22 protein-coding genes are annotated in these 20,297 nt (G+C 32.6%); 17 read left to right on the forward strand and 5 right to left on the reverse strand.

Annotation, left to right across the window (positions count from 1 at the left end; translation table 11 throughout):
- Nucleotides 1-14: 14 nt before the first annotated feature.
- The 5 genes from NEH75_RS05045 (at nucleotide 15) to NEH75_RS05065 (ending at nucleotide 4,098) form a co-directional block, all read left to right on the forward strand.
- A complete protein-coding gene (locus tag NEH75_RS05045) occupies nucleotides 15-1,394 on the forward strand; it encodes an MATE family efflux transporter (protein ID WP_055305425.1) in 1,380 nt (459 codons plus the stop codon).
- Nucleotides 1,395-1,680: 286 nt separating this feature from the next.
- Nucleotides 1,681-2,061, forward strand: a complete 381-nt coding sequence (locus NEH75_RS05050) for a desulfoferrodoxin family protein (RefSeq protein WP_055241815.1) — start codon at nucleotides 1,681-1,683, stop codon at nucleotides 2,059-2,061.
- Between the two features lie 101 nt (nucleotides 2,062-2,162).
- Nucleotides 2,163-2,501, forward strand: coding sequence for an RpiB/LacA/LacB family sugar-phosphate isomerase (locus NEH75_RS05055; protein ID WP_237252623.1), 339 nt, complete (start codon nucleotides 2,163-2,165; stop codon nucleotides 2,499-2,501).
- A 155-nt stretch (nucleotides 2,502-2,656) separates the two neighbouring features.
- On the forward strand, nucleotides 2,657-3,139 hold the full coding sequence (locus NEH75_RS05060; protein WP_070099786.1) for a HugZ family protein: 483 nt from the start codon (nucleotides 2,657-2,659) through the stop codon (nucleotides 3,137-3,139).
- Nucleotides 3,140-3,303: 164 nt separating this feature from the next.
- The gene (locus NEH75_RS05065; RefSeq protein WP_238581287.1) at nucleotides 3,304-4,098 is read left to right on the forward strand and encodes an aminoglycoside N(3)-acetyltransferase; all 795 of its coding nucleotides are present in this window, start codon (nucleotides 3,304-3,306) and stop codon (nucleotides 4,096-4,098) included.
- Between the two features lie 26 nt (nucleotides 4,099-4,124).
- Here NEH75_RS05065 and NEH75_RS05070 read toward each other — a convergent pair whose 3' ends face one another.
- Entirely contained in the window at nucleotides 4,125-4,685 is a 561-nt protein-coding gene (locus NEH75_RS05070) for a 5-formyltetrahydrofolate cyclo-ligase (protein WP_055241810.1), read from the reverse strand.
- Nucleotides 4,686-4,758: 73 nt separating this feature from the next.
- Between NEH75_RS05070 and NEH75_RS05075 the strand changes: the two genes are divergently transcribed.
- Nucleotides 4,759-5,571, forward strand: coding sequence for a DUF4037 domain-containing protein (locus NEH75_RS05075; protein WP_055277405.1), 813 nt, complete (start codon nucleotides 4,759-4,761; stop codon nucleotides 5,569-5,571).
- Nucleotides 5,572-5,597: 26 nt separating this feature from the next.
- Here NEH75_RS05075 and NEH75_RS05080 read toward each other — a convergent pair whose 3' ends face one another.
- The gene (locus NEH75_RS05080) at nucleotides 5,598-6,323 is read right to left on the reverse strand and encodes a helix-turn-helix transcriptional regulator (RefSeq protein ID WP_055305423.1); all 726 of its coding nucleotides are present in this window, start codon (nucleotides 6,321-6,323) and stop codon (nucleotides 5,598-5,600) included.
- A 166-nt stretch (nucleotides 6,324-6,489) separates the two neighbouring features.
- Here NEH75_RS05080 and NEH75_RS05085 point away from each other — a divergent pair, with 166 nt between their 5' ends.
- The 9 genes from NEH75_RS05085 (at nucleotide 6,490) to NEH75_RS05125 (ending at nucleotide 14,492) form a co-directional block, all read left to right on the forward strand.
- Complete coding sequence (locus NEH75_RS05085) at nucleotides 6,490-7,233, forward strand: AAA family ATPase (RefSeq protein ID WP_055305422.1); 744 nt, start codon at nucleotides 6,490-6,492, stop codon at nucleotides 7,231-7,233.
- A gap of 29 nt (nucleotides 7,234-7,262) precedes the next feature.
- Entirely contained in the window at nucleotides 7,263-8,186 is a 924-nt protein-coding gene (locus NEH75_RS05090; RefSeq protein WP_055305421.1) for an ABC transporter substrate-binding protein, read from the forward strand.
- 2 nt (nucleotides 8,187-8,188) lie between these two features.
- Nucleotides 8,189-9,169: a FecCD family ABC transporter permease gene (locus NEH75_RS05095; protein ID WP_055305420.1), complete on the forward strand. Its 981-nt coding sequence runs from the start codon at nucleotides 8,189-8,191 to the stop codon at nucleotides 9,167-9,169.
- A gap of 2 nt (nucleotides 9,170-9,171) precedes the next feature.
- Nucleotides 9,172-9,957 (forward strand): ABC transporter ATP-binding protein, encoded by a 786-nt coding sequence (locus tag NEH75_RS05100; protein ID WP_055305419.1) that lies wholly within the window; start codon nucleotides 9,172-9,174, stop codon nucleotides 9,955-9,957.
- 10 nt (nucleotides 9,958-9,967) lie between these two features.
- Nucleotides 9,968-11,257, forward strand: a complete 1,290-nt coding sequence (locus NEH75_RS05105; protein ID WP_055305418.1) for a nitrogenase component 1 — start codon at nucleotides 9,968-9,970, stop codon at nucleotides 11,255-11,257.
- Nucleotides 11,244-12,452, forward strand: a complete 1,209-nt coding sequence (locus tag NEH75_RS05110; RefSeq protein ID WP_055305417.1) for a nitrogenase component 1 — start codon at nucleotides 11,244-11,246, stop codon at nucleotides 12,450-12,452. The genes NEH75_RS05105 and NEH75_RS05110 overlap by 14 nt, the downstream gene beginning before the upstream one ends.
- 9 nt (nucleotides 12,453-12,461) lie before the next feature.
- On the forward strand, nucleotides 12,462-12,926 hold the full coding sequence (locus NEH75_RS05115) for a HugZ family protein (protein ID WP_055305416.1): 465 nt from the start codon (nucleotides 12,462-12,464) through the stop codon (nucleotides 12,924-12,926).
- A 127-nt stretch (nucleotides 12,927-13,053) separates the two neighbouring features.
- The gene (locus NEH75_RS05120) at nucleotides 13,054-13,809 is read left to right on the forward strand and encodes a polyphosphate polymerase domain-containing protein (RefSeq protein WP_262948603.1); all 756 of its coding nucleotides are present in this window, start codon (nucleotides 13,054-13,056) and stop codon (nucleotides 13,807-13,809) included.
- Nucleotides 13,803-14,492: a DUF4956 domain-containing protein gene (locus NEH75_RS05125; RefSeq protein ID WP_055305414.1), complete on the forward strand. Its 690-nt coding sequence runs from the start codon at nucleotides 13,803-13,805 to the stop codon at nucleotides 14,490-14,492. Before NEH75_RS05120 ends, NEH75_RS05125 begins: the two co-directional genes overlap by 7 nt.
- A 699-nt stretch (nucleotides 14,493-15,191) precedes the next feature.
- Here the strand turns inward: NEH75_RS05125 and NEH75_RS05130 are convergent.
- Entirely contained in the window at nucleotides 15,192-17,006 is a 1,815-nt protein-coding gene (locus NEH75_RS05130; protein WP_055305413.1) for a carbohydrate-binding domain-containing protein, read from the reverse strand.
- A 325-nt stretch (nucleotides 17,007-17,331) separates the two neighbouring features.
- Here NEH75_RS05130 and NEH75_RS05135 point away from each other — a divergent pair, with 325 nt between their 5' ends.
- Entirely contained in the window at nucleotides 17,332-17,952 is a 621-nt protein-coding gene (locus tag NEH75_RS05135) for a YczE/YyaS/YitT family protein (RefSeq protein WP_055277411.1), read from the forward strand.
- Here NEH75_RS05135 and NEH75_RS05140 read toward each other — a convergent pair whose 3' ends face one another.
- Nucleotides 17,953-18,780, reverse strand: coding sequence for an AraC family transcriptional regulator (locus NEH75_RS05140; RefSeq protein WP_055245165.1), 828 nt, complete (start codon nucleotides 18,778-18,780; stop codon nucleotides 17,953-17,955). It lies immediately after the preceding gene.
- Nucleotides 18,781-18,843: 63 nt separating this feature from the next.
- Nucleotides 18,844-19,383 (reverse strand): DNA-3-methyladenine glycosylase I, encoded by a 540-nt coding sequence (locus tag NEH75_RS05145; RefSeq protein WP_055245167.1) that lies wholly within the window; start codon nucleotides 19,381-19,383, stop codon nucleotides 18,844-18,846.
- Nucleotides 19,384-19,631: 248 nt separating this feature from the next.
- On the opposite strand from NEH75_RS05145, the gene NEH75_RS05150 reads away from it, so the two are divergent.
- Nucleotides 19,632-20,105: a hypothetical protein gene (locus NEH75_RS05150; RefSeq protein ID WP_055277460.1), complete on the forward strand. Its 474-nt coding sequence runs from the start codon at nucleotides 19,632-19,634 to the stop codon at nucleotides 20,103-20,105.
- The last annotated feature ends 192 nt before the right edge of the window (nucleotides 20,106-20,297 follow it).

Here is a 20,297-nt window from a genome sequence, read left to right on the forward strand (position 1 = left end):
GAGAGATAAATGTCATGATGACGGATATGACTAAAGGAAATGCAACAAAGTTAATTCTTGCTTTTACGGTTCCTATTTTAATTGGGAACTTATTTCAACAACTTTATAGTATGGTTGATACAGCGATTGTTGGGCAGTTTGTGGGGGTGCAGGCTTTAGCAGCTGTTGGATCAACAGGCGGGTTAATTTTTTTAGTACAAGGATTTGTTAATGGATTAACCCATGGATTCTCAGTGATTGTTTCTCAACGATATGGAGCGAATGATGAAGAAGGAATAAAAAAAGCAACAGCAACGTCGATTTATTTATCGGCTATTGCAACTGTTGTTTTAACGATTATTTGTGTACTTGGGGCTAAGTCTATTTTACAGTTGATGAATACGCCAGCCGATATTATGGACGAGGCCTCGTTATATGTCATCATTTTCTTTGGGGGATTAGTAGCGACGATTGTTTATAACTTACTAGCTTCATTATTACGTGCATTTGGAGATAGTAAAACGCCGCTTTATTTTTTAATCTTAGCATCAATTACCAATATTGTTTTAGACCTTATCTTAATTATTAATTTTAAGATGGGAGTAGCTGGAGCTGCCATTGCGACTGTTGTCTCACAAGGACTATCCGGCTTTTTATGCTATCTCTACATGTTAAAGAAATTTGACATTTTGGCATTGAAAAAAGAACACTTTAAATATGATCCATTACTTGTCAAAGAGCTAATGTTTGTATCATTACCAATGGCACTTCAATACTCGATTACAGCGATTGGAGTAATGATTTTACAAGTTGCTGTGAATAGTTTTGGATCAACAACAGTAGCAGCTTTTACGGCAGCAAGTAAAGTGGAGCAGTTAGTTGTTCAACCAGGGATTGCACTGGGAATGACAATGGCAACATATTCAGCGCAAAACTTAGGAGCACGACAAATTGAACGTGTTCGTCAAGGAGTTCGCCAATGTACATGGATTACCTTAATTACAAATGCTTTAGCTGGGGTAATCGTTGTTTTATTTGGTAGCTATATCGTCCAATTATTTATCCCATCTGAAAATATGGATGCCCTCCCATTATCACAACAATATTTAAACACTGTTTCGATTTTCTTCCCAATTTTAGGATTATTATTCTTGTATCGTTTTACATTACAAGGAATTGGGAATACCGTTGTTCCAATGTTTGCAGGGGTCATGGAATTAATTATGCGTACATTAGTCGCCTTTACTTTACCAGGATTATTAGGTTATCAAGGGGTTTGTTTGGCTAGTCCATTCGCATGGATAGGAGCCACTGTTTGGTTACTATGGTCATACTTTAAAACGATGCCAAAGCTGCAAGCTAAACATGACGCACAATCAATAGAATTAAAAGAATTGAAATTAGAGAACAGTTAATAAAATAGATGTAAGTCCAGCTTCTTATTTCGAAGTTGGATTTTTTCTAAGGTAAATGTTTATAATAAAAAAGGAAACCTAAATATGATGTGACTTATTATTTAAATGGATAAAAGTAAACAGGTGATTCCAATAATAAACCATGATTTATATATTCATGATTTAAACTTTCGTGAATCCCTGACTATTAGATTGGAAAATAAAGTGCATTATGTTTGAAGAAGAGATAGTTAATGGTTATAATATAAGTATATTTAGAGTTTCAAAATTGAATGGAGGAATAACAATGAAATTTTATATTTGCCCTGAAAGTCAAACAGTTGTTGAAGTAGTAGCGGGACAACCTGCACCGTTAACTTGTGATGGAAAACCAATGGAAGAGTTAGTACCAAACTCAACTAATGCTGCTGTTGAAAAACACATGCCAGTTTTATCAGCTGAAAATGGAGTATTAAAAGTATGTGTTGGTGAAGTTGAACACCCAAGTATCGAAAAACACTGGATCCCATTTGTAGCTGTTAAAGCTGGAGATTTAGTATTACGTCGCTCAATCAACGCAACTGAAAAACCAGAAGCAATCTTCCCATTAGGAGATTTCAAAGGAGAAGTTGAAGTTTACGCTTGGTGTAATTTACACGGAATCTGGAAAGCTACAATCACATTATAATTTTCATGAATAGATGAGAGTCGGATTGAATCCGGCTCTTTTTTTGTATAAAAGTTTGTAAAATACAAAGTCTAAGACAGAAATTAAAGTGAGGTGTTTTTATGAAGATAGGGATGGCCTGTGATCATGCAGGTATCGAATTAAAAGAAGAGATTAAAATCTATTTACAAAATGAAGGACATGAGGTTATTGATTTTGAAACGAATCATGAAGAATCATGTGATTTACCAGATTACGTTTATCCCGCTTCAGTGGCTGTTAGTGAAGGGCAAGTAGAGCGTAAAATTTTAGTAGACGGCTTAGGCTATGGAAGTGCAATGATTGTAAATAAACTTCCTGGAATTTTTGCAGCTGTCTGCCAAGATCCCTTTTGTACGAGCTTGGCACGTTCGCATTCAAATCCCAACGTTATTTGCCTTGATGGTAAATTTATTAGCTAGGCCCTTGCTCTCGAGATTGTTAAGACCTAGCTCTCTACTGACTATTTATCGAACATCAAAAAATATACAACACGTGTGGAGAAAGTCATCCAGATTAATCAAAAACATGTGCGAGGCTAATAAGAAGTGATGAACTAAAGAAAGGTGATAATTAAATGGAAGAATTATTAGCACGTCAAAAGACATTAATGTTAAGTACATTAACGAGTAATCACAGTCCATTCATTAGTTATGCGCCCTATATTATGAGAGGCCATGATATCTACATCTATATTAGTCAAACAGCAGAACATTATCATAATCTAGTGGCTAATCCAGCCTGCGCTATTATGATTATCGAAGATGAACATGAGGCAAAAAATATTTTTGCAAGACAACGCGTCTCTTTTGTTGCTTCTGCTACTTTAGTAGAAGAGGAGGAGGAAGTTTATGAATGGTTTAAAGAAGCCCATGATCATAAAATGATTGAGCGTCTTCGTACCATGGATTTTGGATTCTTCAAATTAACATTAAAAAAAGGGCGATTAGTCAAAGGATTTGGACAAGCTTTTGATATTAATTATTCAAATGGTATCCCAAGTTTAAGTCCAGTCGGTGGAGAAGGGACCGCTCATCAAGTACATCTCCAAAAATTGTGAGTAATTAGACTCTTTTCAATTAAAAAGTTTTTATGTAAAATAACAGTAATAAGTTAGCAGTGGGGTATTAGCTAAACTTATCGATGGATTAAGATTTAGAAGAGAAGAGAATTAAAGGTGATGGTATTTTAATCATATCATCACAAGGGAAGGATGGAGTCATCATGAAATCGACAGACGTAATTAGTAAAACAACAAAGCCAGTGACAAAGGCAGATTGGTTAAAGCTTTTAAAACAATTAAATCTTGCTAGTGAAGAGTTATTAATTGTTTATACAGATTTAAAATCATTTGATTACGTTATTGGTGGAGCACAAACCATTATCGAAGCAATCTATGAGGTGGCAGGTTATCATACAACGATTATTATGCCGGCTCATTCAATTAACCAAACATGTCCAACTTTCTTTGATGAATCATTACCAAAGAAATGGAAATCGACTATTTATAAACACACACCAGCCTTTGATTCGGAAGTGTCACCGATTTTAGCAGGAGATGTTTCAGAAACTTTCGCAAGAAATCGAAACGTTTGTCGAAGTGAACATCCAATTGCTTCTTATTTAGCGTCAGGAAGAAAAGCAGATTGGTTTATGGCTAATCATCAATTACAATCAATGTTTGGGGAAAATTCACCGTTACAAAAATTATATGCACAAGATGCCAAAATTTTATGTTTAGGTGTAGATTATACTCAGTTAACAGCACTTCATTTAGCTGAATATTTAGCTAATTGTCGTACAAAAACAACTCATGAAGCAGTAATTCTTGAAAATGGAAAACGTGCATTAGTAGAGTTTGAAGATTTAGCGTTAGATTCTAGTCAATTTAATGAGCTAGGAGCGGCTTATGAACAAATAACTAATGTACAAAAGTATTCAGTTGGTGGAGGAAGTTGCTTCTTACTAGATTATCGATCATTGATAGACTTTGCTACGGATTATTTAAAATTAAATTAAAATTAGGGAGTAGGACATGAAATGTCTTATTCCTTTTTTTTATAATAAATTTGTGATTCTGTTATGACAAATTGCGGATTTACATCGTGTGATTCGGTTTCTATTTGATCAACGATTTGTAAATCAAATGCTAGTGCGATTTTATCTAAAGTAGGATAACGATTTAAATAACGATCATAAAAACCTTTTCCATAACCAATTCGATGACAATTAATATCAAATACGACACCTGGCATAATCATAAGACCCTCGTTATTAGAGATACACTCATTCGTCACAGGCTCTAATATTCCAAATGTACCAGTTGCTAAATCATCAAAGGTGTGAATCTGATAAAATTTCATTTCACCTTCAATAATTTTAGGGACAGCAATGATTTTATTCAATTTCCAGGCTGTTTCGATGATTAATCTTGTGGATACTTCATGACGATAATCGATGTAAGTATAAACGATTGGTGCATTCAAAAAAGAAGGATGATGGCAGACCTTTTGTTGGATTTGTTTACTTTTTTCTAAGATTTCAGTTGCACTTAATTGGAGACGTTGAGAGATAATTTCTTGGCGTAGTTGCTTTTTACTTTTCATATTCTCACCTCAAAAATTGATTATGCTCATTTTATGTTCAATCAGTTCGTATAATGTAAGTAGGAGGGATAGGATGGAAGAGATAATAAAGGAAATTATTTCAGAATATAAGAAACTTGATGAAGTGGAGGCCATTACATTAGCTGGTTCACGAGCAGCAGGCCGAAATGATCAGCAATCTGATATTGATCTGGATTTATTTATTACATGCCCAATTTCAATTGAGAAACGTCGTAGCATCGCATTAAAATTTGCTGATCAAATGGAAATTGGAAATGAGTTTTTTGGAAGTTCTGATGAATATATTTTAAGAGATTTTAACATTGATATAGATATTTGTCTATTTAATTTAGAAGACATTGTGAATAACCTTCATTCGGTGATGAATGAGTATCATGCTAGTACAGGGTATACAACTTGTTTTGTTCATAATGTTGTTAATGCTAAGCTTTTATATGATCGTAATGGCTTACTCAAACAGTTACAAAAAGAGTATCATCGACGCTATCCACATCAACTCAAACAAAATATTATTAACATGAATTATCCGATTTTAAGAGATGCTTTTTCATCTTACTATCATCAAGTCGAAAAGGCGATTAAGCGACAAGATTTAAATAGTCTGAATCACCGAGTGACTGCATTTTTAGCTAGCTATTATGATATTATATTCGCAATTAATGAAATGCTGCATCCGGGTGAGAAACGATTACTGTCAATTATTGAGCATTCTTGTCCTATTTATCCACCTGACGCTCAGAAACAAATTGAGCAATTAATTAGAAATATAGGAATTAATGATGAAGTTGTATTAAAGACAATGAATCAGTTAGTAGATGAACTACAAAACATGTTACCCAATGAATTGTTAGATAATAGACAGTAATGAAGATGCAAAAAAAGAAGCTTCTATTAGGAGAGAGCTTCTTTTTTTATTTGATGTTGTTGACGAAATTCAATTGGAGTAAATCCCGTTAATTTTTTAAACATCATTGTATAGTAGTTGTGGTTATTAAATCCAACAGCAAGTGCAATTGATAAAATCGACTCATTATTTTGAATTAGATATTGCTTACTTTTTTCGATGCGTAGTCGATTCAAAAATTTTGAGAAGGTCATTCCTGTCTCGTTTTTAAAAATACAACAAAAATAACTTTTATTTACGTTTAAATCTTTACATACATCTGTCAGTGTAATGTTTTTGTCATAATTTTTATGAATATAGTAAATTCCTTCTCGAACATAGGTGTTAAATTTAGGGGCTGAAAATAAATGTTGCCTCATAATATTTTCAAATAGCTTTCCAAGATAAGAGAGGCAATCAAAAGGTTTATAAGCGAATTGATTGTCCTTACCTAGATTAATAGATTGAAAAGGACCCGCAATAAAATAACCTGTTAGTTGGCGATAATTTTGCAAAGGAAGAACAATAAAATGGATATTTTCAAAATAAGTCAGTGTGGTTAAAGCATCTATTCCTTGTTTGAGATCGTGGTACAAAGAAGTTGAGTTAATAAAATCTTTTATAGACTCCTGAATATCAATATTAAAAATAGAGTTAAAGGTTTGATCGAGAAATTGTACGGGGATGTGGACACAAGTATAAAAATCTAGTAATACATTTTCAATTGATTTCATAAATTTCATCTCCTGTATTGAAATAGATTTAGTGAAGGAAGCGAATATCGTTATAGAAAAACAATATATAGTTTAAGCATTCAGTTTCATTATTGACTATAATATATTCATTGATAATGGTTATCAATTGATAACTCTATTATGTTACAAATAAAGGAGAAAAGCAATGAGAAAATTAGCAATTTACGGAAAAGGTGGGATTGGAAAGTCAACAACGACATCTAACTTATCGGCTGCATTATCTATGTTGGGGCTCAAAGTTATGCAGATTGGATGTGATCCCAAAGCAGATTCAACTAAAAATTTAATGGGAGGAAATTTTATACCAACTGTTTTAGAAGTAATGAATAAAAAAGGGGATAACATTACATTAGAAGATATTGTTTTTGAAGGATTTAATGGGGTGTTATGTGTTGAAGCTGGCGGACCTACTCCAGGGGTTGGTTGTGCAGGAAGAGGAATTATTGCTGCCTTTGAAAAATTAGCTGAATTAAATGCATTTGAAGTTTACCAGCCAGATATCGTTATTTATGATGTGCTAGGTGATGTTGTTTGTGGTGGATTCTCGATGCCAATTCGTAATGGATATGCTGATGAGGTTTATATTGTGACCTCGGGGGAAATGATGTCGATGTATGCTGCAAGTAATATTTCAACAGCAGTTAACCAATTTAAAAATCGAGGTTATGCCTCTTTAAAAGGATTAATTTTAAATGCTAAAAATGTGGAGAATGAATATGAGCTTGTTCAGAAGTTAGCTACTGAAATAAATTCAACAATTTATCACTATATTCCACGTGATAAAGTTGTACAGTTATCGGAAAATGATGGAAAAACCGTTATTGAAAAAGAGAGTAGCTGTGAGATGGCAAGTGTGTATTTAGAGTTAGCAAAGAAAATAATCGCTTAATTAAGAAAAAAAAACAGGAGGAAGAGAAAATGAAAGTTAAAAATTTATTAAGTATGATGTTAGTAGCAGGGATGATGTTAGTTGGTTGTCAAAATGGAGGGCAAGCTGTTGATCAATCAACAGAAAATCCACAACCAGATCAAGCAGTTCAAGAAGAAACTCCAGCTGAGGCAATAAAAGTTGTGTCTGCAACTGTATCTGCAACGAATGTGTTAGCGGAATTAGATGCTGAGGTAGTAGGGGTACCAACTACATCACAACCTTTACCAGCACAGTATGCTGATTTACCAGAGGTCGGTCAAGCAATGAGCCCAGATTTAGAAATAGTTGCTTCATTAGAGCCGGATTTATTTGTTATGGATTCTAATTTTCAAGCTAGTGTAGAAGAGAGTTTATCACAATATGGATTAAATACTTTCTTTTTTGAAACAGGAAGTTATTCTGATTTTACAAATAGCATTAAACAATTAGGAGTAGAGATTAATCGTGAGGATGAGGCTAAAAAGCTAGTTAGTGGAATTGAAGCATCAGTTACAAAAGCTTTAGAGAAAAAAGGGGATAACTCGCCAACAGTTGCTGTAATTTTTGGAGCAGGTGAGAACTTTATGCTAGCTACAGATACTTCATATTTAGGAGATTTAGTGAAGACATTAGGTGCAACAAATATTACATCAAAACTTGAAGGAGATATGAGTTCAGCCTATGTTCAATTTAGCTTAGAACAAATTTTAGCTGAGAATCCTGACTATGTATTACGTTTTGCACACGGAAACATTGAAGAAACAGCGAAAATGTTTGATGCAGCATTTGACAGTAATGAAGCTTATCAACAATTAGATGCTGTAAAGAGTGGAAAAGTTTATGATTTAGATCCAACGATTTTCAATGTGTCAGCAAATTTAGAAATTACAACGGCAATTGAAACACTTGGAGAAATTTTTTATGGTAACTAATCATGAGTTTAGATAGAAAATATCTTATTATTGGAGGAACAGCACTTGTTTTAGTAATTTTAGTGGTATTATTTTCAACTATTGGAAGTGTCAACTTAAGTTTAGGTGAAATTATTAGTTCGCTAATTCATCAAGATAATAGTATGGTCATGACAATTGTCTACAAAATGCGACTACCACGAAATATTTTAGCGGTTTTGATTGGCGCTAATTTAGCCGTATCTGGTGTTTTATTACAATCTGTTATGAAAAATCCACTTGCTGACCCTGGAATTACCGGGGTTTCAAGTGGAGCTAGTGTGGCAGCAATTATTATTTTGTTATTAATGCCTCAACTTTCAGGCGCTTTACCCTTATTCGCCTTCGTTGGAGGAGCAATTGCATGTGCACTTGTATTTATAATGGCGTGGAAAAATGGTTTAAGACCAGAGCGCATTGTTTTAGCTGGTGTTGCGATTAACACAATTTTAGGTGGATTTATTTCTTTATTATCAACTCTATTTAGTGACAGAATTCAGAGTGCGATTTTATGGTTAAACGGAAGTCTTGCAACTAAAACATGGTCACACGTAGATATGCTGTTTCTCTATTCATTAATTGGTCTAGGACTTTCATTATTTTTGATTCGTAGTGCGAACGTCTTACAACTTGGTGATGAATCAGCAAAAAATCTAGGATTTAATGTAAGTCGTACAAGGCTTGTTATTTCTGCAGTGGCTGTTTTTTTAGCAGCTATTTCAACAGCTGTTGTTGGAATTATTAGCTTTATTGGATTAATTGTTCCTCACATTGCACGTCTGCTAATGGGAAGTGATCATAAATACACAATTCCTTTTAGTATGGTACTAGGAGCTATTGTTTTATTAATTGCAGATACATTAGCAAGAACTATTGGGGGATCGATTGAAATCCCAGTTGGTGTTATTACATCAATTGTAGGTGGACCATTTTTCTTATATTTATTAAGAAAGAGAGGGAACTAGTCATGCTTTGTGCAAAGGATTTAAAAGTAGGATATGAGGATAGAATTATCATTGATAACTTAAATTTATCAATTAAACAAGGTGAAATTGTTTCGATTATTGGTCCTAATGGATGTGGAAAATCAACACTATTAAAAACATTATCTCGTATGATTAGTCCGATATCTGGTAAGGTGTATTTAGAAGGAACTGAATTAAAATATTTAAAAAATAAATTGATTTCTCAAAAAATTTGTTTATTATCTCAACATAATCAGGCACCAAATGATTTAACTGTTGAACAACTTGTTTATTATGGACGTCTACCACACAAAAAATGGTATGAACATAAAAGTGAAGAGGATAAATTATTTATTGATTGGGCTATTGAACAAACAGGGTTAACACGATATAAAGATAAACCGATTGGGTCATTATCTGGTGGAGAGAGACAACGTGCCTATATTGCACAAGCTTTATGTCAAAAACCAACGATTTTATTACTAGATGAACCAACAACCTATTTAGATATTTCATATCAATTAGAATTAATGGAACTCATTCAAGAGATTAATAAAAAATTAAATATTACAGTTGTGATGGTTTTACATGAATTAAATCAAGCGAGTCGCTACAGTAATCGACTTATTATTATGAAACAAGGGACCATTATTTCAGATGGGGCACCGAATGAAATTATTGACCAACAAACAATTGAATCAGTTTATCAAATTCAATGTGAGATTGATTTAGATCCTATTTCGAATAAACCACGTATTCACCCAATTCAAACAATTAAAAGTGCATAGGGGGTAAGGTATGTATACATTAGAAACTTTAAATCGCCTGAGTGAGATTCAAAGTGACCAAGATATTAAAAGTTTATCACATGCAATCTTTCCAGGAACACATTGTCCACTATTTGGCGTTGCTTTAACTGCCTCATATATTCAAAATATGATAATCGTTGTTATAGGAACAAGTGAATGCACTTATTATACAAAAAACTTTGCTTATCATCGCCAAAAGGGAAAGGATAGTGTTTATTCATTAGTTCTTGACGATAACGAAGTTGTATTTGGTGCAGTAAATCAAGTTGAAAAAGCAATTAAAGAAATTATTGAAATTGAAAATCCAGATGCGATTATGTTAGTAACAACGTGTGTTCCAGAATTAATTGGAGAAGATTATACAGGAGTTAAGTACAGTTTAGAGCAGGAGGGTAATATTCCTATTTTTGTTGTACAAACCGAACATTTTAAATGTAATTCTCATATTCCAGGAATGTCGCGAACGCTCAAATCATTTGCACAAGCAATGCAGCCATGTGCTCAAAATGATAGTATCAATATTTTAGGACATCGACAAGATAAAGTAGATGAAACAGAGTTAGTGCAGTTATTAACTAAGCATGGAATCACGATTAATACAGTTATTCCATCAAAATGTACAATTGAACAAATTAAAGAAGCACCTCGTGCAAAATTAAATATTGTGACTGATATGATTGCTCTTGACCTAGCAAAAGAAATGAAGCATCGCTTTAATATTGATTATATTTATTTTGATAAACACTTAAATCATAAGATTATTGATGAAAATTATAAACAAATTGAAGGATTATTTGGAATCTCATTACAAGAAGATCTAGAGCAGGTTAAGTTAGAATATCATCAATTGTTTAATCGATGTCAGACACTGTTAACAGGGAAGAAATTAATTTATGGGAATACACCAATGATGGCATTTGAAACAGTAGATTTCTTAAGTGATTTAGGGCTAGTTCCTGTATTTGTTCAATTACGTGAATTATATGATCAAGATATTAAATTTAAAGACAACCTTTTAAGTAAAGGATATGATCCATATATTAGTCGTATTGCAAATATTGCCCCATTACGTAAGCTATATGACACGATTAGCGCAGACTTATATGTTGGTCATGAAAGTCCAATGTTATTAAAGCAAAAAGGGATGTTACAAATAACGTTTGATGTTCATGCACAAAAAATTGGATATGAACTTTCAATTGGAATGATGAAGGATATGATTAAGTTATTTGAAATGGAATCAATGCCAATGGGAGGAATGATACATGCAGCTATGTAAATATTATCCTATCGCTAATGATCGGATGGGAGCAATTTGGACACTGGCATCTATTAAAGGAGCATGTGTTATTGAATTTGGACCGGCCGGAACTACTCATTATGCAATTGAAGGAATTGGAAGTTTAAATGGAAAACATGAAGCTAATATCTATTCCACTCATATGGATCAAAGTGATGTGACTTTTGGAAAGTATGATCGTCTCGAACAAGCAATTATGGAAGTTGATGAAAATATTAAACCAAAATATATTTTTGTTATGGCTTCTTCAATTTCATCTATTATTGGAGCAGATGTAGAAAGTGTTTGTTTTGAATTAGAGTCTAAAGTTAGTGCTCAATTAATTCCAATAACAACAGGGGGATTAAAACACCATTATCATATTGGTGTTGAACAAACATTGTTATTACTTGTTAAGAATTTAGTCAAGCCTGCTCAAAAAGATCCAATGAAATACAATATTCTAGGATTTACAATGGATAGATATAATTATTTATCTGATGTAGAAGAACTAAAGCGTATGATGACTTTATTTTTTAATAAACAATTAAACGCTGTTTTTACTTGTGAAACTAGCGTTGAGGATTTAGAGAATGCTGCAACCGCTAGTTTAAATATTGTTGTCCGACGCGAAGCATTAAAGGCTGCACAGTATTTAGAAAAAACATATGGAATTCCGTATATTTATCATTCATTACATGGGTTAGAGAATACGATGAAATTTATTCAAAAACTAGCTATATTTGAGGGATATGAATTAAATGAAGAAAAATATGAAGAAGAAGTTACTCAAATTAAACAACAAATGTTTACAGTGAAACGAAAATTCTTTTTCTATAAAGAAACAAAAAAATGTGCTGTCTTTGGTGATTATGATACTGCAGTCGGAATGAAGCAACTACTTGAAGAGTTAGGATTAGAAGTTAATCGAGCTGAGATTTTATATCAGACAGAGGTAGAGGAACCATTAGTAGCAGGTGGGACTGAATTTGACCGAATGAAGTATTTAAAGCAAGAATCTTTATTGCTGCTATTAGGTGATGGCGCAACAATTGAGATGGATTATACCGCTAAATCTAGTCATCAAGTAAGCAATCCTAATTTACATCATATAATGATTTATCCATATACGCCTTTTATTGGATTTAGAGGGATGTTGTATTGGATAGAGAAAATTTTAAATATTAGTTTATAGGAGCTTAAAATGGAGAAGTTATTAGAACAAAAAAGTCTCATGATTAGTTCATTAAATCATCAATTATTACCGGAAATCAGCTATGCACCATTTATAAGAGATGGAATTGATTTGTATATCTATATAAGTAAGGCTGCTGCTCATTATCACCATTTATTAATGAATCCAAACTGTTCAGTTATGCTGATTGAAGATGAAAAAGATGCGAAAAATATTTTTGCGAGGGAACGACTTTCTTTTAATTGTAAGGTAGATTTGATGAAAGAAGTAGAGGAGGATATCTTTAAAAAATTTGATGCTAGCCATGGGGCATCAATAATGAGTGTTTTAAAGAAACTAGATTTTGATATATTTAAATTAAATATCCAATCTGGACGATTAGTTAAAGGATTTGGAAAAGCATATGATATTACTATTTGTGACGATCAATTAATAATTAGTGAAGGATCTGTCATGGGACATAAGATGAAATAAAATCACCAGTTTAACTGGTGATTTTTTTAAAATTAACAAAAAGTTAACAATCCTTAAGATTGGTTTAAGGTGTATCAATATAATGGAAGTATAAGATATTTATTCAATCTAATTGGAGGTTATTATAATGGCGATTAAATCATTTAAACGGTATGAGAAAAAATTTTTATTAACGAATCAACAATATGATGCACTAATTCCTCAGTTGTTAGATTACATGGAACCGGATCATCACTGTTTAGATGGAAAGAACTACAGCATCTATAACATTTATTACGATACGATTCATTCTGATGTCATTCGTCATTCAATTTCAAAACCTTATTATAAGGAAAAGCTAAGGTTGAGAAGTTATAAAATTCCTAAAAAGCCAACAGATAAAGTTTTTCTAGAATTAAAGAAAAAGATTAATGGAATCGTCAATAAACGCCGTGTGATTTTAACTTTAGAGGAAGCAAGAGATTTTGTTGAGCAAGGAATACGACCTGAAACATGTGACTATATGAGTGAACAAGTCATCAATGAAATAGCTTATTATTTGAGTCATGAATCTGTAAAGCCATCTGTTTATATTGGCTATACTCGTAAAGCATTTTTTGCTAAAGATGATCCGGAATTTCGTTTAACCTTTGATTCAAAAATACTGACAAGACGTGAAAATTTAACACTTGAAGGGGGATATTATGGGGATGATATTCTTGAAGAAAATCAATATTTAATGGAAGTTAAAATTTTAGGTGCCATCCCGGTTTGGTTTACGAAGATTTTATCAGAATTAGAGATTTACAATACTCATTTTTCAAAATACGGTCAAGAATTTATGAAGTATTGTGCCCAAGATAAGGATGAAATAGAAGAGAAATGGAGAGATATCGCATGTTAGAAACAATTATTCAATCAACAGATGGAAGTTCATTTACATTACTTAATACGTTAATTGTCATTGCAGCTGCAATCATTTTAGGGTTCGTGATCAGTTTAGTTTATATGAGGACAACTAAAAAAGCTGGATATAGCCCAAGCTTTACGATTACTTTGATTATGTTGCCAGTTATTATTTCAATCATTATTTTATTAGTTGGTAATAATGTTGCTCGGGCATTTAGTTTAGCAGGAGCCTTTTCATTAATTCGATTTAGAAGTGCCCCTGGGGAACCAAAAGATATTGCATATGTTTTCTTTACTTTAGCAGTAGGTTTATGTTGTGGGATGGGCTATATTGGATACGCCGTTATTTTTACTATCTGTTTATCACTAGTTATGCTAATATTAGATGCTACAAAATTTGCAATGCCTAAAACAAAAGCTATGAATTTAAAAATTATTGTCCCAGAAGATTTAAATTATGAAGGTATTTTTGATGAAGTTTTAAATAAATATTCAAGCAACTATCATATTGAAACAATTCGTACTCGTGATTTTGGTGCTCTTTTTGAACTAAATTATTCAATTCAATTGCTTGAAGGAGCGAATCAAAAACAATTAATTGATGAATTAAGATGTAGAAATGGAAACTTAAATATTACATTAACTTTAAATGCTCAAAATGAAAAAGTATATGTTTAAAAATATAGCCAGCAAGTTCTGAAAATTTGCTGGCTTTTACTATGTAATTAAGTGGCTGTTGACTAAGAGAGAATAACATAAATTCTTCAAGCTGTTTATTCCTAACTAAACAATCAGTCCTACTCATTTATGAGATTTAAGATATACCCAAAGGGGGCGTCATTTCAGGTGCTGAAATATGATTCTAAGAAGCCTCTTGGTTTTAACAGTTTTCGATAATGTAGCTTTGTTATTATAAATTATAAGCCACTGTTACTTTTTGAGGGGGGACTATTAGAGTTTTTAATAAAAGTTTTTTTGTTGTTTTAGTTTGTTTGTTATTGGCTTATCTTTTTCTATATACAAACAGAAATGTATTTTATAATTTTGAATTATTCTTAGTTGCTTAACCGCTTTGAGACGAAAGCTCCCTATAGTCCAGATAAAAGTTTTTGCCATGTGAAAAACTTATCTGGACTTATATAGTTATAATTGATATCATTAGTATTTATTCATCTCATCTTTAAATGAAGAGTAAGGTTCCTGAATGCAGTAACTCTTTAGTAGATAAAAATGAAGGTGAGAACACGTTCTCTGATACAACTGCTTTAATATTTATTATGAGATACTTTTCTTATGCAATCCAAATCTTCAAAATAAAAAGGGTATGAAATCTAGATTTCATACCCTTTTTTTATTAATTAATTGCTTGAAGGTTATTTAAGGTCTCCCCATACCACCAGGACCACCCATACCATTATTTAAATTTCCATTGCTTGTGATAGAGCTTGAGATAGTTAAGGTCGCTACATTTGAGCCCCCACTATATGATCCGCCTTTGTATAAGCCATCTATTTCTGTTCCAGTTGAAGTACCACCCGTTGAAATCGTGTATGTTTCACCTGTTTTAAATTCAGGGGAACTAATCATAATAACTTGTGATGATTTAGAAGGTGCATAAGTAATCAAATCTGTTCCCGTACTGTCTTGAATATTAATCAATGTATGACTTGAAGTATTACTGCTCACGACGATTGTATTTTGGCTAGATGATGAACTTGGGGTTTGAAGCATAGCATTACTTCCGGATGCAATTAATAATCCCCCACTAATATTAAACGTTGCGTCATAGTCTAATGCACCATTTCCGCCATCAGTTGGTCCATCAACAATAACGGTTCCACCTGACATTTCAATCGATCCATTTGCATCAAGTCCATCACCAGAAGCATTGACATAGACATATCCACCATTAAAGTAAATCATACCTGAAGTCGATGAGAAGTTATTTTGTCCAGGACGTCCATTCATGGCAGAACCATCATTTCCACCCGCTGCATTAATTCCATCATCACTTGCGATGAGATGAATTGTTCCATCGTTTATCGTAATCGTTGTACTTTCTAATCCTTCATATGATTTTGTAATATCGATTGTTCCACCATTAATGTCTAGTGTTGTATCCGCATGAATCCCATCATCGCCACTAGCTATAGTGAATGATCCACCATTAATGACGATACTATCGTTTGTATGAATTGAATCATCGGAAGAGTCAATATTAAAGCTTCCATCTTCAACCGTTAAGTTAACACCTGCTTTTAATGCTTTTGCACTTGTTGTTTCTTCACTACTAGAAGATGAAGTTTGAGCATGTCCGGGTATTCCCCAAACGCCCCAACTCGATGATTTCGAACTACTGTTTTCACTACCACCACCTGTTTCGATAGTAAAAGTTCCACCATTAATTAATAAATCTGTTTCAGCTTGAATACCATCACCTGTTGCAGTTAGATTAAAGGTTCCATTATTGATTGTAATCCATCCTTTAGTTGTATCTGTTGTATTATCTGATTTAATAGCGTCACCACCGCTGTTAATCACAAAGGTTCCGTTATCAATTTCAATAGAATCTTTTCCTTTTAATCCATTGTTAACAGCGTTAATTGTAATATCTCCATTTTTGATATCTAAGTCATCTTTACTCGCTATTCCATTGTTATAGTTTGCATTCACAATTAAAGAACCTGTTCCATTAATTTTTAAATCATCTTTGCTAAAAATAGCGGCATTTGGTTCATCCACTGTTGCATCTTCATAAACATATGATTCTGCATCCGTTATGACACTTTCTGTTCCTTCAACTAATGTTAAAGTCGTTTTATCAGCATTCATAACGTAAATAGGAGCACTTGTTGAAGACGTTAAATGAACACCATTTAATAAGATTTCAACTTGATCTAAATCACCGGCATTCACAATAACTTGCCCGTCATCTAGTGTTCCACTTAAACTATAAGTCCCGCCTTGAGTGATAGTGACTATGTTTTCATCGACTGTCACACCAGTTCCATTGACTGTAATACTTGATCCAAATTCAATCGTTGTATCGGCAGCTGAATGATCTTGATTCGTTGATTCAACGATATTTTCTTGTATTGCCTCATCAGAGGTGTTAGGTTGCTGCTTAGAGCACCCGATTAATGTACTATAAATTGATAAAGCTGAAATGAAAAAAGTCAGTTGCTTTTTCATTGTAAACGCCTCCTGTTTAATTTTCTCTCTTTTTTTGATTTTTAATATAAAGAAGATAAGACAAAACTAGGTAGAAAACGCCTAAATGATAGCTTTTAGGAATGGGGACACGATCTCTACGCTAATGATTGCCTTATCTGAGATTAATATAACAAGTGATTCTTAAAATATCCTTAAATTTCTAAAGGTAATGAAAGTAACATGCTTTATAAATGATATTAAAAAACAGACATTTAACCATACCTATCTAACATCATGAAATGTATTATATTCGGCTCAGGACTTATAATGACAATAGATAAAAAGGAAAGAAGAAGGTGTAGATGTGAAACGAAATAAAATGGATTATGTTCAATATGTTGGAGGTATTGTGTTATTAACACTAGGGGTTGCTTTTAGTTCAAAGGCAGGATTAGGAACAGGATCGTTAGACTCTATTAACTTTGCTTTAGCTGATCGTACAGGATTAAATTTATCGATTATTATTCTTCTCATGGCGTTTGTGGCTATTATAATTTCAACAGTTATTCGTCGTGGAAAACCGAATTTCAAACCATTAATGACTGCTATATTTATGGCGATTTTTACTGAGGGATGGGTAAAAGTCGTAGATATGATTACTGTAGATACAATTGTTCATCAAATTATTATTTTTACTGTAGCCATTTTTTGTGCTTCGGTTGGAATTGCTATTTATTTAAGACCGAAATTTCCAGCTAATCCAAATGATGATATTACCGTTGCTTTAAATGAGGTTTTTAAACTGAAAATTGGGACGGCTAAACTTTTAATTGATCTAATAGCTATTATTATAGCTCTATTATTAAAAGGACCAATTGGAATTGGAACTATTTTAATGACGGTATTAATAGGACCAGCTGTGAATCTAGCTAATTCATTAATTGATAAATGTGCTTCGTCTTCAAATGAAAAAAGTGTAGTCTAGCTACACTTTTTTCATTTGAAGACGAAAATCTGTTGGAGATAATGATTTAATTTTCTTAAATGATTTTGAAAAAGCAAGTGAATCATTATATCCACAAGATCGAGAAATATCAGCAACTGAAAGATTAGTTTCAACTAGTAACTGAGCCGCTTTCGTAATACGGAATTGAATTAAAAATTGTTGGGGAGACATTCCTAAATATTTTTGAAATAATGATGTTAAATACGTACGATTTAAACATAAATAATTAGAAATATCACTTACTTTAATATAGTTAGAATAGTTATTTTGAATAAATTCGATCGCTTTACTAATATAATGATTTTCATTTTTATGCTCGGTTGTTACTTTAATATCTGATGACTCGGCTAACTTAGCTAAAAATAAATATAATAATCCTTGATATTTTAATTCATTAGCTTGAGTTAAACTATTATAACTTAGCATTTGTGTCACATAGTCTTTGAGTTCCTCACAGTGTTCATATTGGCGAACTAATCGATCGTCACAAAAACCTGCTGCCTCTAAATATTTCTGAGCCATTTCCCCATCAAAACCAACCCAAACATAAGTCCAAGGGTCATCTTTATCTGCTTGGTAAAAAGTGAGTTCATTTGGCCGAATTAAAAAACATTCATTTTCCTTTACTTCATAACAATTATCATTTAAATAATAATTTCCTTTTCCTTTAATAACGAAGTGAAGTAAATAATTAGGTCGAATGGCAGGACCAAATGAGTGAGAAGGTTCGCAATCATGAATTCCACAAAAACATAAATATAAATCACGAAAATGTTTATGGTTAACTTCTAAACTAATATGTGACATAAAAATATCCCCCAATGCCTTATGTATGTTATTATAACACATTTGAAAGCGCATAAAAAACATCTATTCTTTATAAATACAAACTTTTTTAGCATAAATAATTCCTATTTCATGGATGAAGCTTAGGATCGTTTTAGGACCGACAAACTTAAAGCTTTCTTTTTTTAAAGCATTAGAAATCATCGTAGCAAATTGTAATGGCGATAATAAATGAGCGTCTATATCATAATTTAACGTTTGATTCTTACTAAACTGCCATAAGTAAGTCGAAAAGCTTTGATAATTATTTTGAAGACGGATGATTTGGTTCGCATTATGAATGATTGCGCGTATCTTTCCTTCATGGCGAATCATATTTTTGTTATTTAATAACTCTAAGATTTTAGACTCATCATATTGAGCGATTTTTTTAATATTAAATTGATCAAAAGCTTTTTCTATCTCACGTTTTTTATTAGCAATCACTTTTTCATTGAGCCCTGTTTGTAAAATTTTATAACAAAGAACTCTGAATAGCTGCTCATCATCATAAATTGGAGTTCCAAATGATGATTCACGATATAATTGATACAATTCTTTTTTACATCCTGTACATTGACGCATAAATATCACCTAGTTTGATTTTCTCTTATTATCTTCAATTTGATGAAAATGAATGTCTCTGAAGTTTGAGGTAAGGATAAATTGGAACGAAAGAGTAGTAAAGATAGTAGTTTTAGGAATGTATTTTAATAAAGATTGATTTTTGGAAGAAAAATCTATAATGAATGTATTTTGATGAGAATTTGAGAATACTAATATTGGTTTCATTAAGTTGAAACAATTGTTGAGATTTAAAGGAGGTATTTAAGATGTCTACCTATAATAAATCAACTCATCAAGAAGAGTTTGGTGAAGAAGTTGTCAAAGGTACCGAACATGTTGCACATAAAATGGCACATGAAGTCAAAGACATAGCAGAAGATGTTGAACACGGAGCAAAAAAAGTGGCTCATGGTGTGGAAAATGTAGCTAAAGATGTGGAATATGGTGCGAATAAAGCAGTTCATGCAACAGCACATGGAGTTAAAAATGTTGCAGAAGATATTGCTCATGGTGCTAAAAAAGTAGTTAATGGTGCAGAAGATGTGGCAGAAGATGTGGCTCATGGTATTGCTAAAGGAATGAAAAATGTTGCTGAGGGCACTGAAAAAGTAATCCATGAAACAGCAGAAGGTATTGAACATGTCGGTGAAAAAATTGAACATGGAGCAAAAAAAATTGTTGATAAAGCAAAAGAATTTGTTGATGAAATCCGACACCCAAATGATCATCTTGAACAATAGTAAAAAAGGCTATCGCAAAGCGGTAGCCTTTTACTTTTATCGTAAAAATAGTGATTTTTTCTGATAAAAAATCTATTTTAGTAAAATGAACGTAACTATTCAGCCTAGTAGAAAAGAGTATCACAAAAAGGAGTGCTCATTTAGTGAAGTACTCCTTGTGAATGTTATGAAAATTGAATCGTATTTCCCATT

The sequence above is a fragment of the Turicibacter sp. T129 genome (genome assembly GCF_025594975.1).
Classification (GTDB): domain Bacteria; phylum Bacillota_I; class Bacilli_A; order MOL361; family Turicibacteraceae; genus Turicibacter; species Turicibacter bilis.

Bases quoted from the DNA above. Each gene is read 5' to 3' on its own strand.
- NEH75_RS05125 (WP_055305414.1), top strand. From the start codon at position 13,803: ATGTTAGAAACAATTATTCAATCAACAGATGGAAGTTCATTTACATTA.
- NEH75_RS05055 (WP_237252623.1), top strand. From the start codon at position 2,163: ATGAAGATAGGGATGGCCTGTGATCATGCAGGTATCGAATTAAAAGAA.
- NEH75_RS05120 (WP_262948603.1), top strand. From the start codon at position 13,054: ATGGCGATTAAATCATTTAAACGGTATGAGAAAAAATTTTTATTAACG.
- NEH75_RS05075 (WP_055277405.1), top strand. From the start codon at position 4,759: ATGGAAGAGATAATAAAGGAAATTATTTCAGAATATAAGAAACTTGAT.
- NEH75_RS05090 (WP_055305421.1), top strand. From the start codon at position 7,263: ATGAAAGTTAAAAATTTATTAAGTATGATGTTAGTAGCAGGGATGATG.
- NEH75_RS05060 (WP_070099786.1), top strand. From the start codon at position 2,657: ATGGAAGAATTATTAGCACGTCAAAAGACATTAATGTTAAGTACATTA.
- NEH75_RS05050 (WP_055241815.1), top strand. From the start codon at position 1,681: ATGAAATTTTATATTTGCCCTGAAAGTCAAACAGTTGTTGAAGTAGTA.
- NEH75_RS05100 (WP_055305419.1), top strand. From the start codon at position 9,172: ATGCTTTGTGCAAAGGATTTAAAAGTAGGATATGAGGATAGAATTATC.
- NEH75_RS05080 (WP_055305423.1), bottom strand. From the start codon at position 6,323: ATGAAATCAATTGAAAATGTATTACTAGATTTTTATACTTGTGTCCAC.
- NEH75_RS05045 (WP_055305425.1), top strand. From the start codon at position 15: ATGATGACGGATATGACTAAAGGAAATGCAACAAAGTTAATTCTTGCT.
- NEH75_RS05070 (WP_055241810.1), bottom strand. From the start codon at position 4,685: ATGAAAAGTAAAAAGCAACTACGCCAAGAAATTATCTCTCAACGTCTC.
- NEH75_RS05085 (WP_055305422.1), top strand. From the start codon at position 6,490: ATGAGAAAATTAGCAATTTACGGAAAAGGTGGGATTGGAAAGTCAACA.
- NEH75_RS05105 (WP_055305418.1), top strand. From the start codon at position 9,968: ATGTATACATTAGAAACTTTAAATCGCCTGAGTGAGATTCAAAGTGAC.
- NEH75_RS05150 (WP_055277460.1), top strand. From the start codon at position 19,632: ATGTCTACCTATAATAAATCAACTCATCAAGAAGAGTTTGGTGAAGAA.
- NEH75_RS05145 (WP_055245167.1), bottom strand. From the start codon at position 19,383: ATGCGTCAATGTACAGGATGTAAAAAAGAATTGTATCAATTATATCGT.
- NEH75_RS05065 (WP_238581287.1), top strand. From the start codon at position 3,304: ATGAAATCGACAGACGTAATTAGTAAAACAACAAAGCCAGTGACAAAG.
- NEH75_RS05130 (WP_055305413.1), bottom strand. From the start codon at position 17,006: ATGAAAAAGCAACTGACTTTTTTCATTTCAGCTTTATCAATTTATAGT.
- NEH75_RS05095 (WP_055305420.1), top strand. From the start codon at position 8,189: ATGAGTTTAGATAGAAAATATCTTATTATTGGAGGAACAGCACTTGTT.
- NEH75_RS05110 (WP_055305417.1), top strand. From the start codon at position 11,244: ATGCAGCTATGTAAATATTATCCTATCGCTAATGATCGGATGGGAGCA.
- NEH75_RS05140 (WP_055245165.1), bottom strand. From the start codon at position 18,780: ATGTCACATATTAGTTTAGAAGTTAACCATAAACATTTTCGTGATTTA.
- NEH75_RS05115 (WP_055305416.1), top strand. From the start codon at position 12,462: ATGGAGAAGTTATTAGAACAAAAAAGTCTCATGATTAGTTCATTAAAT.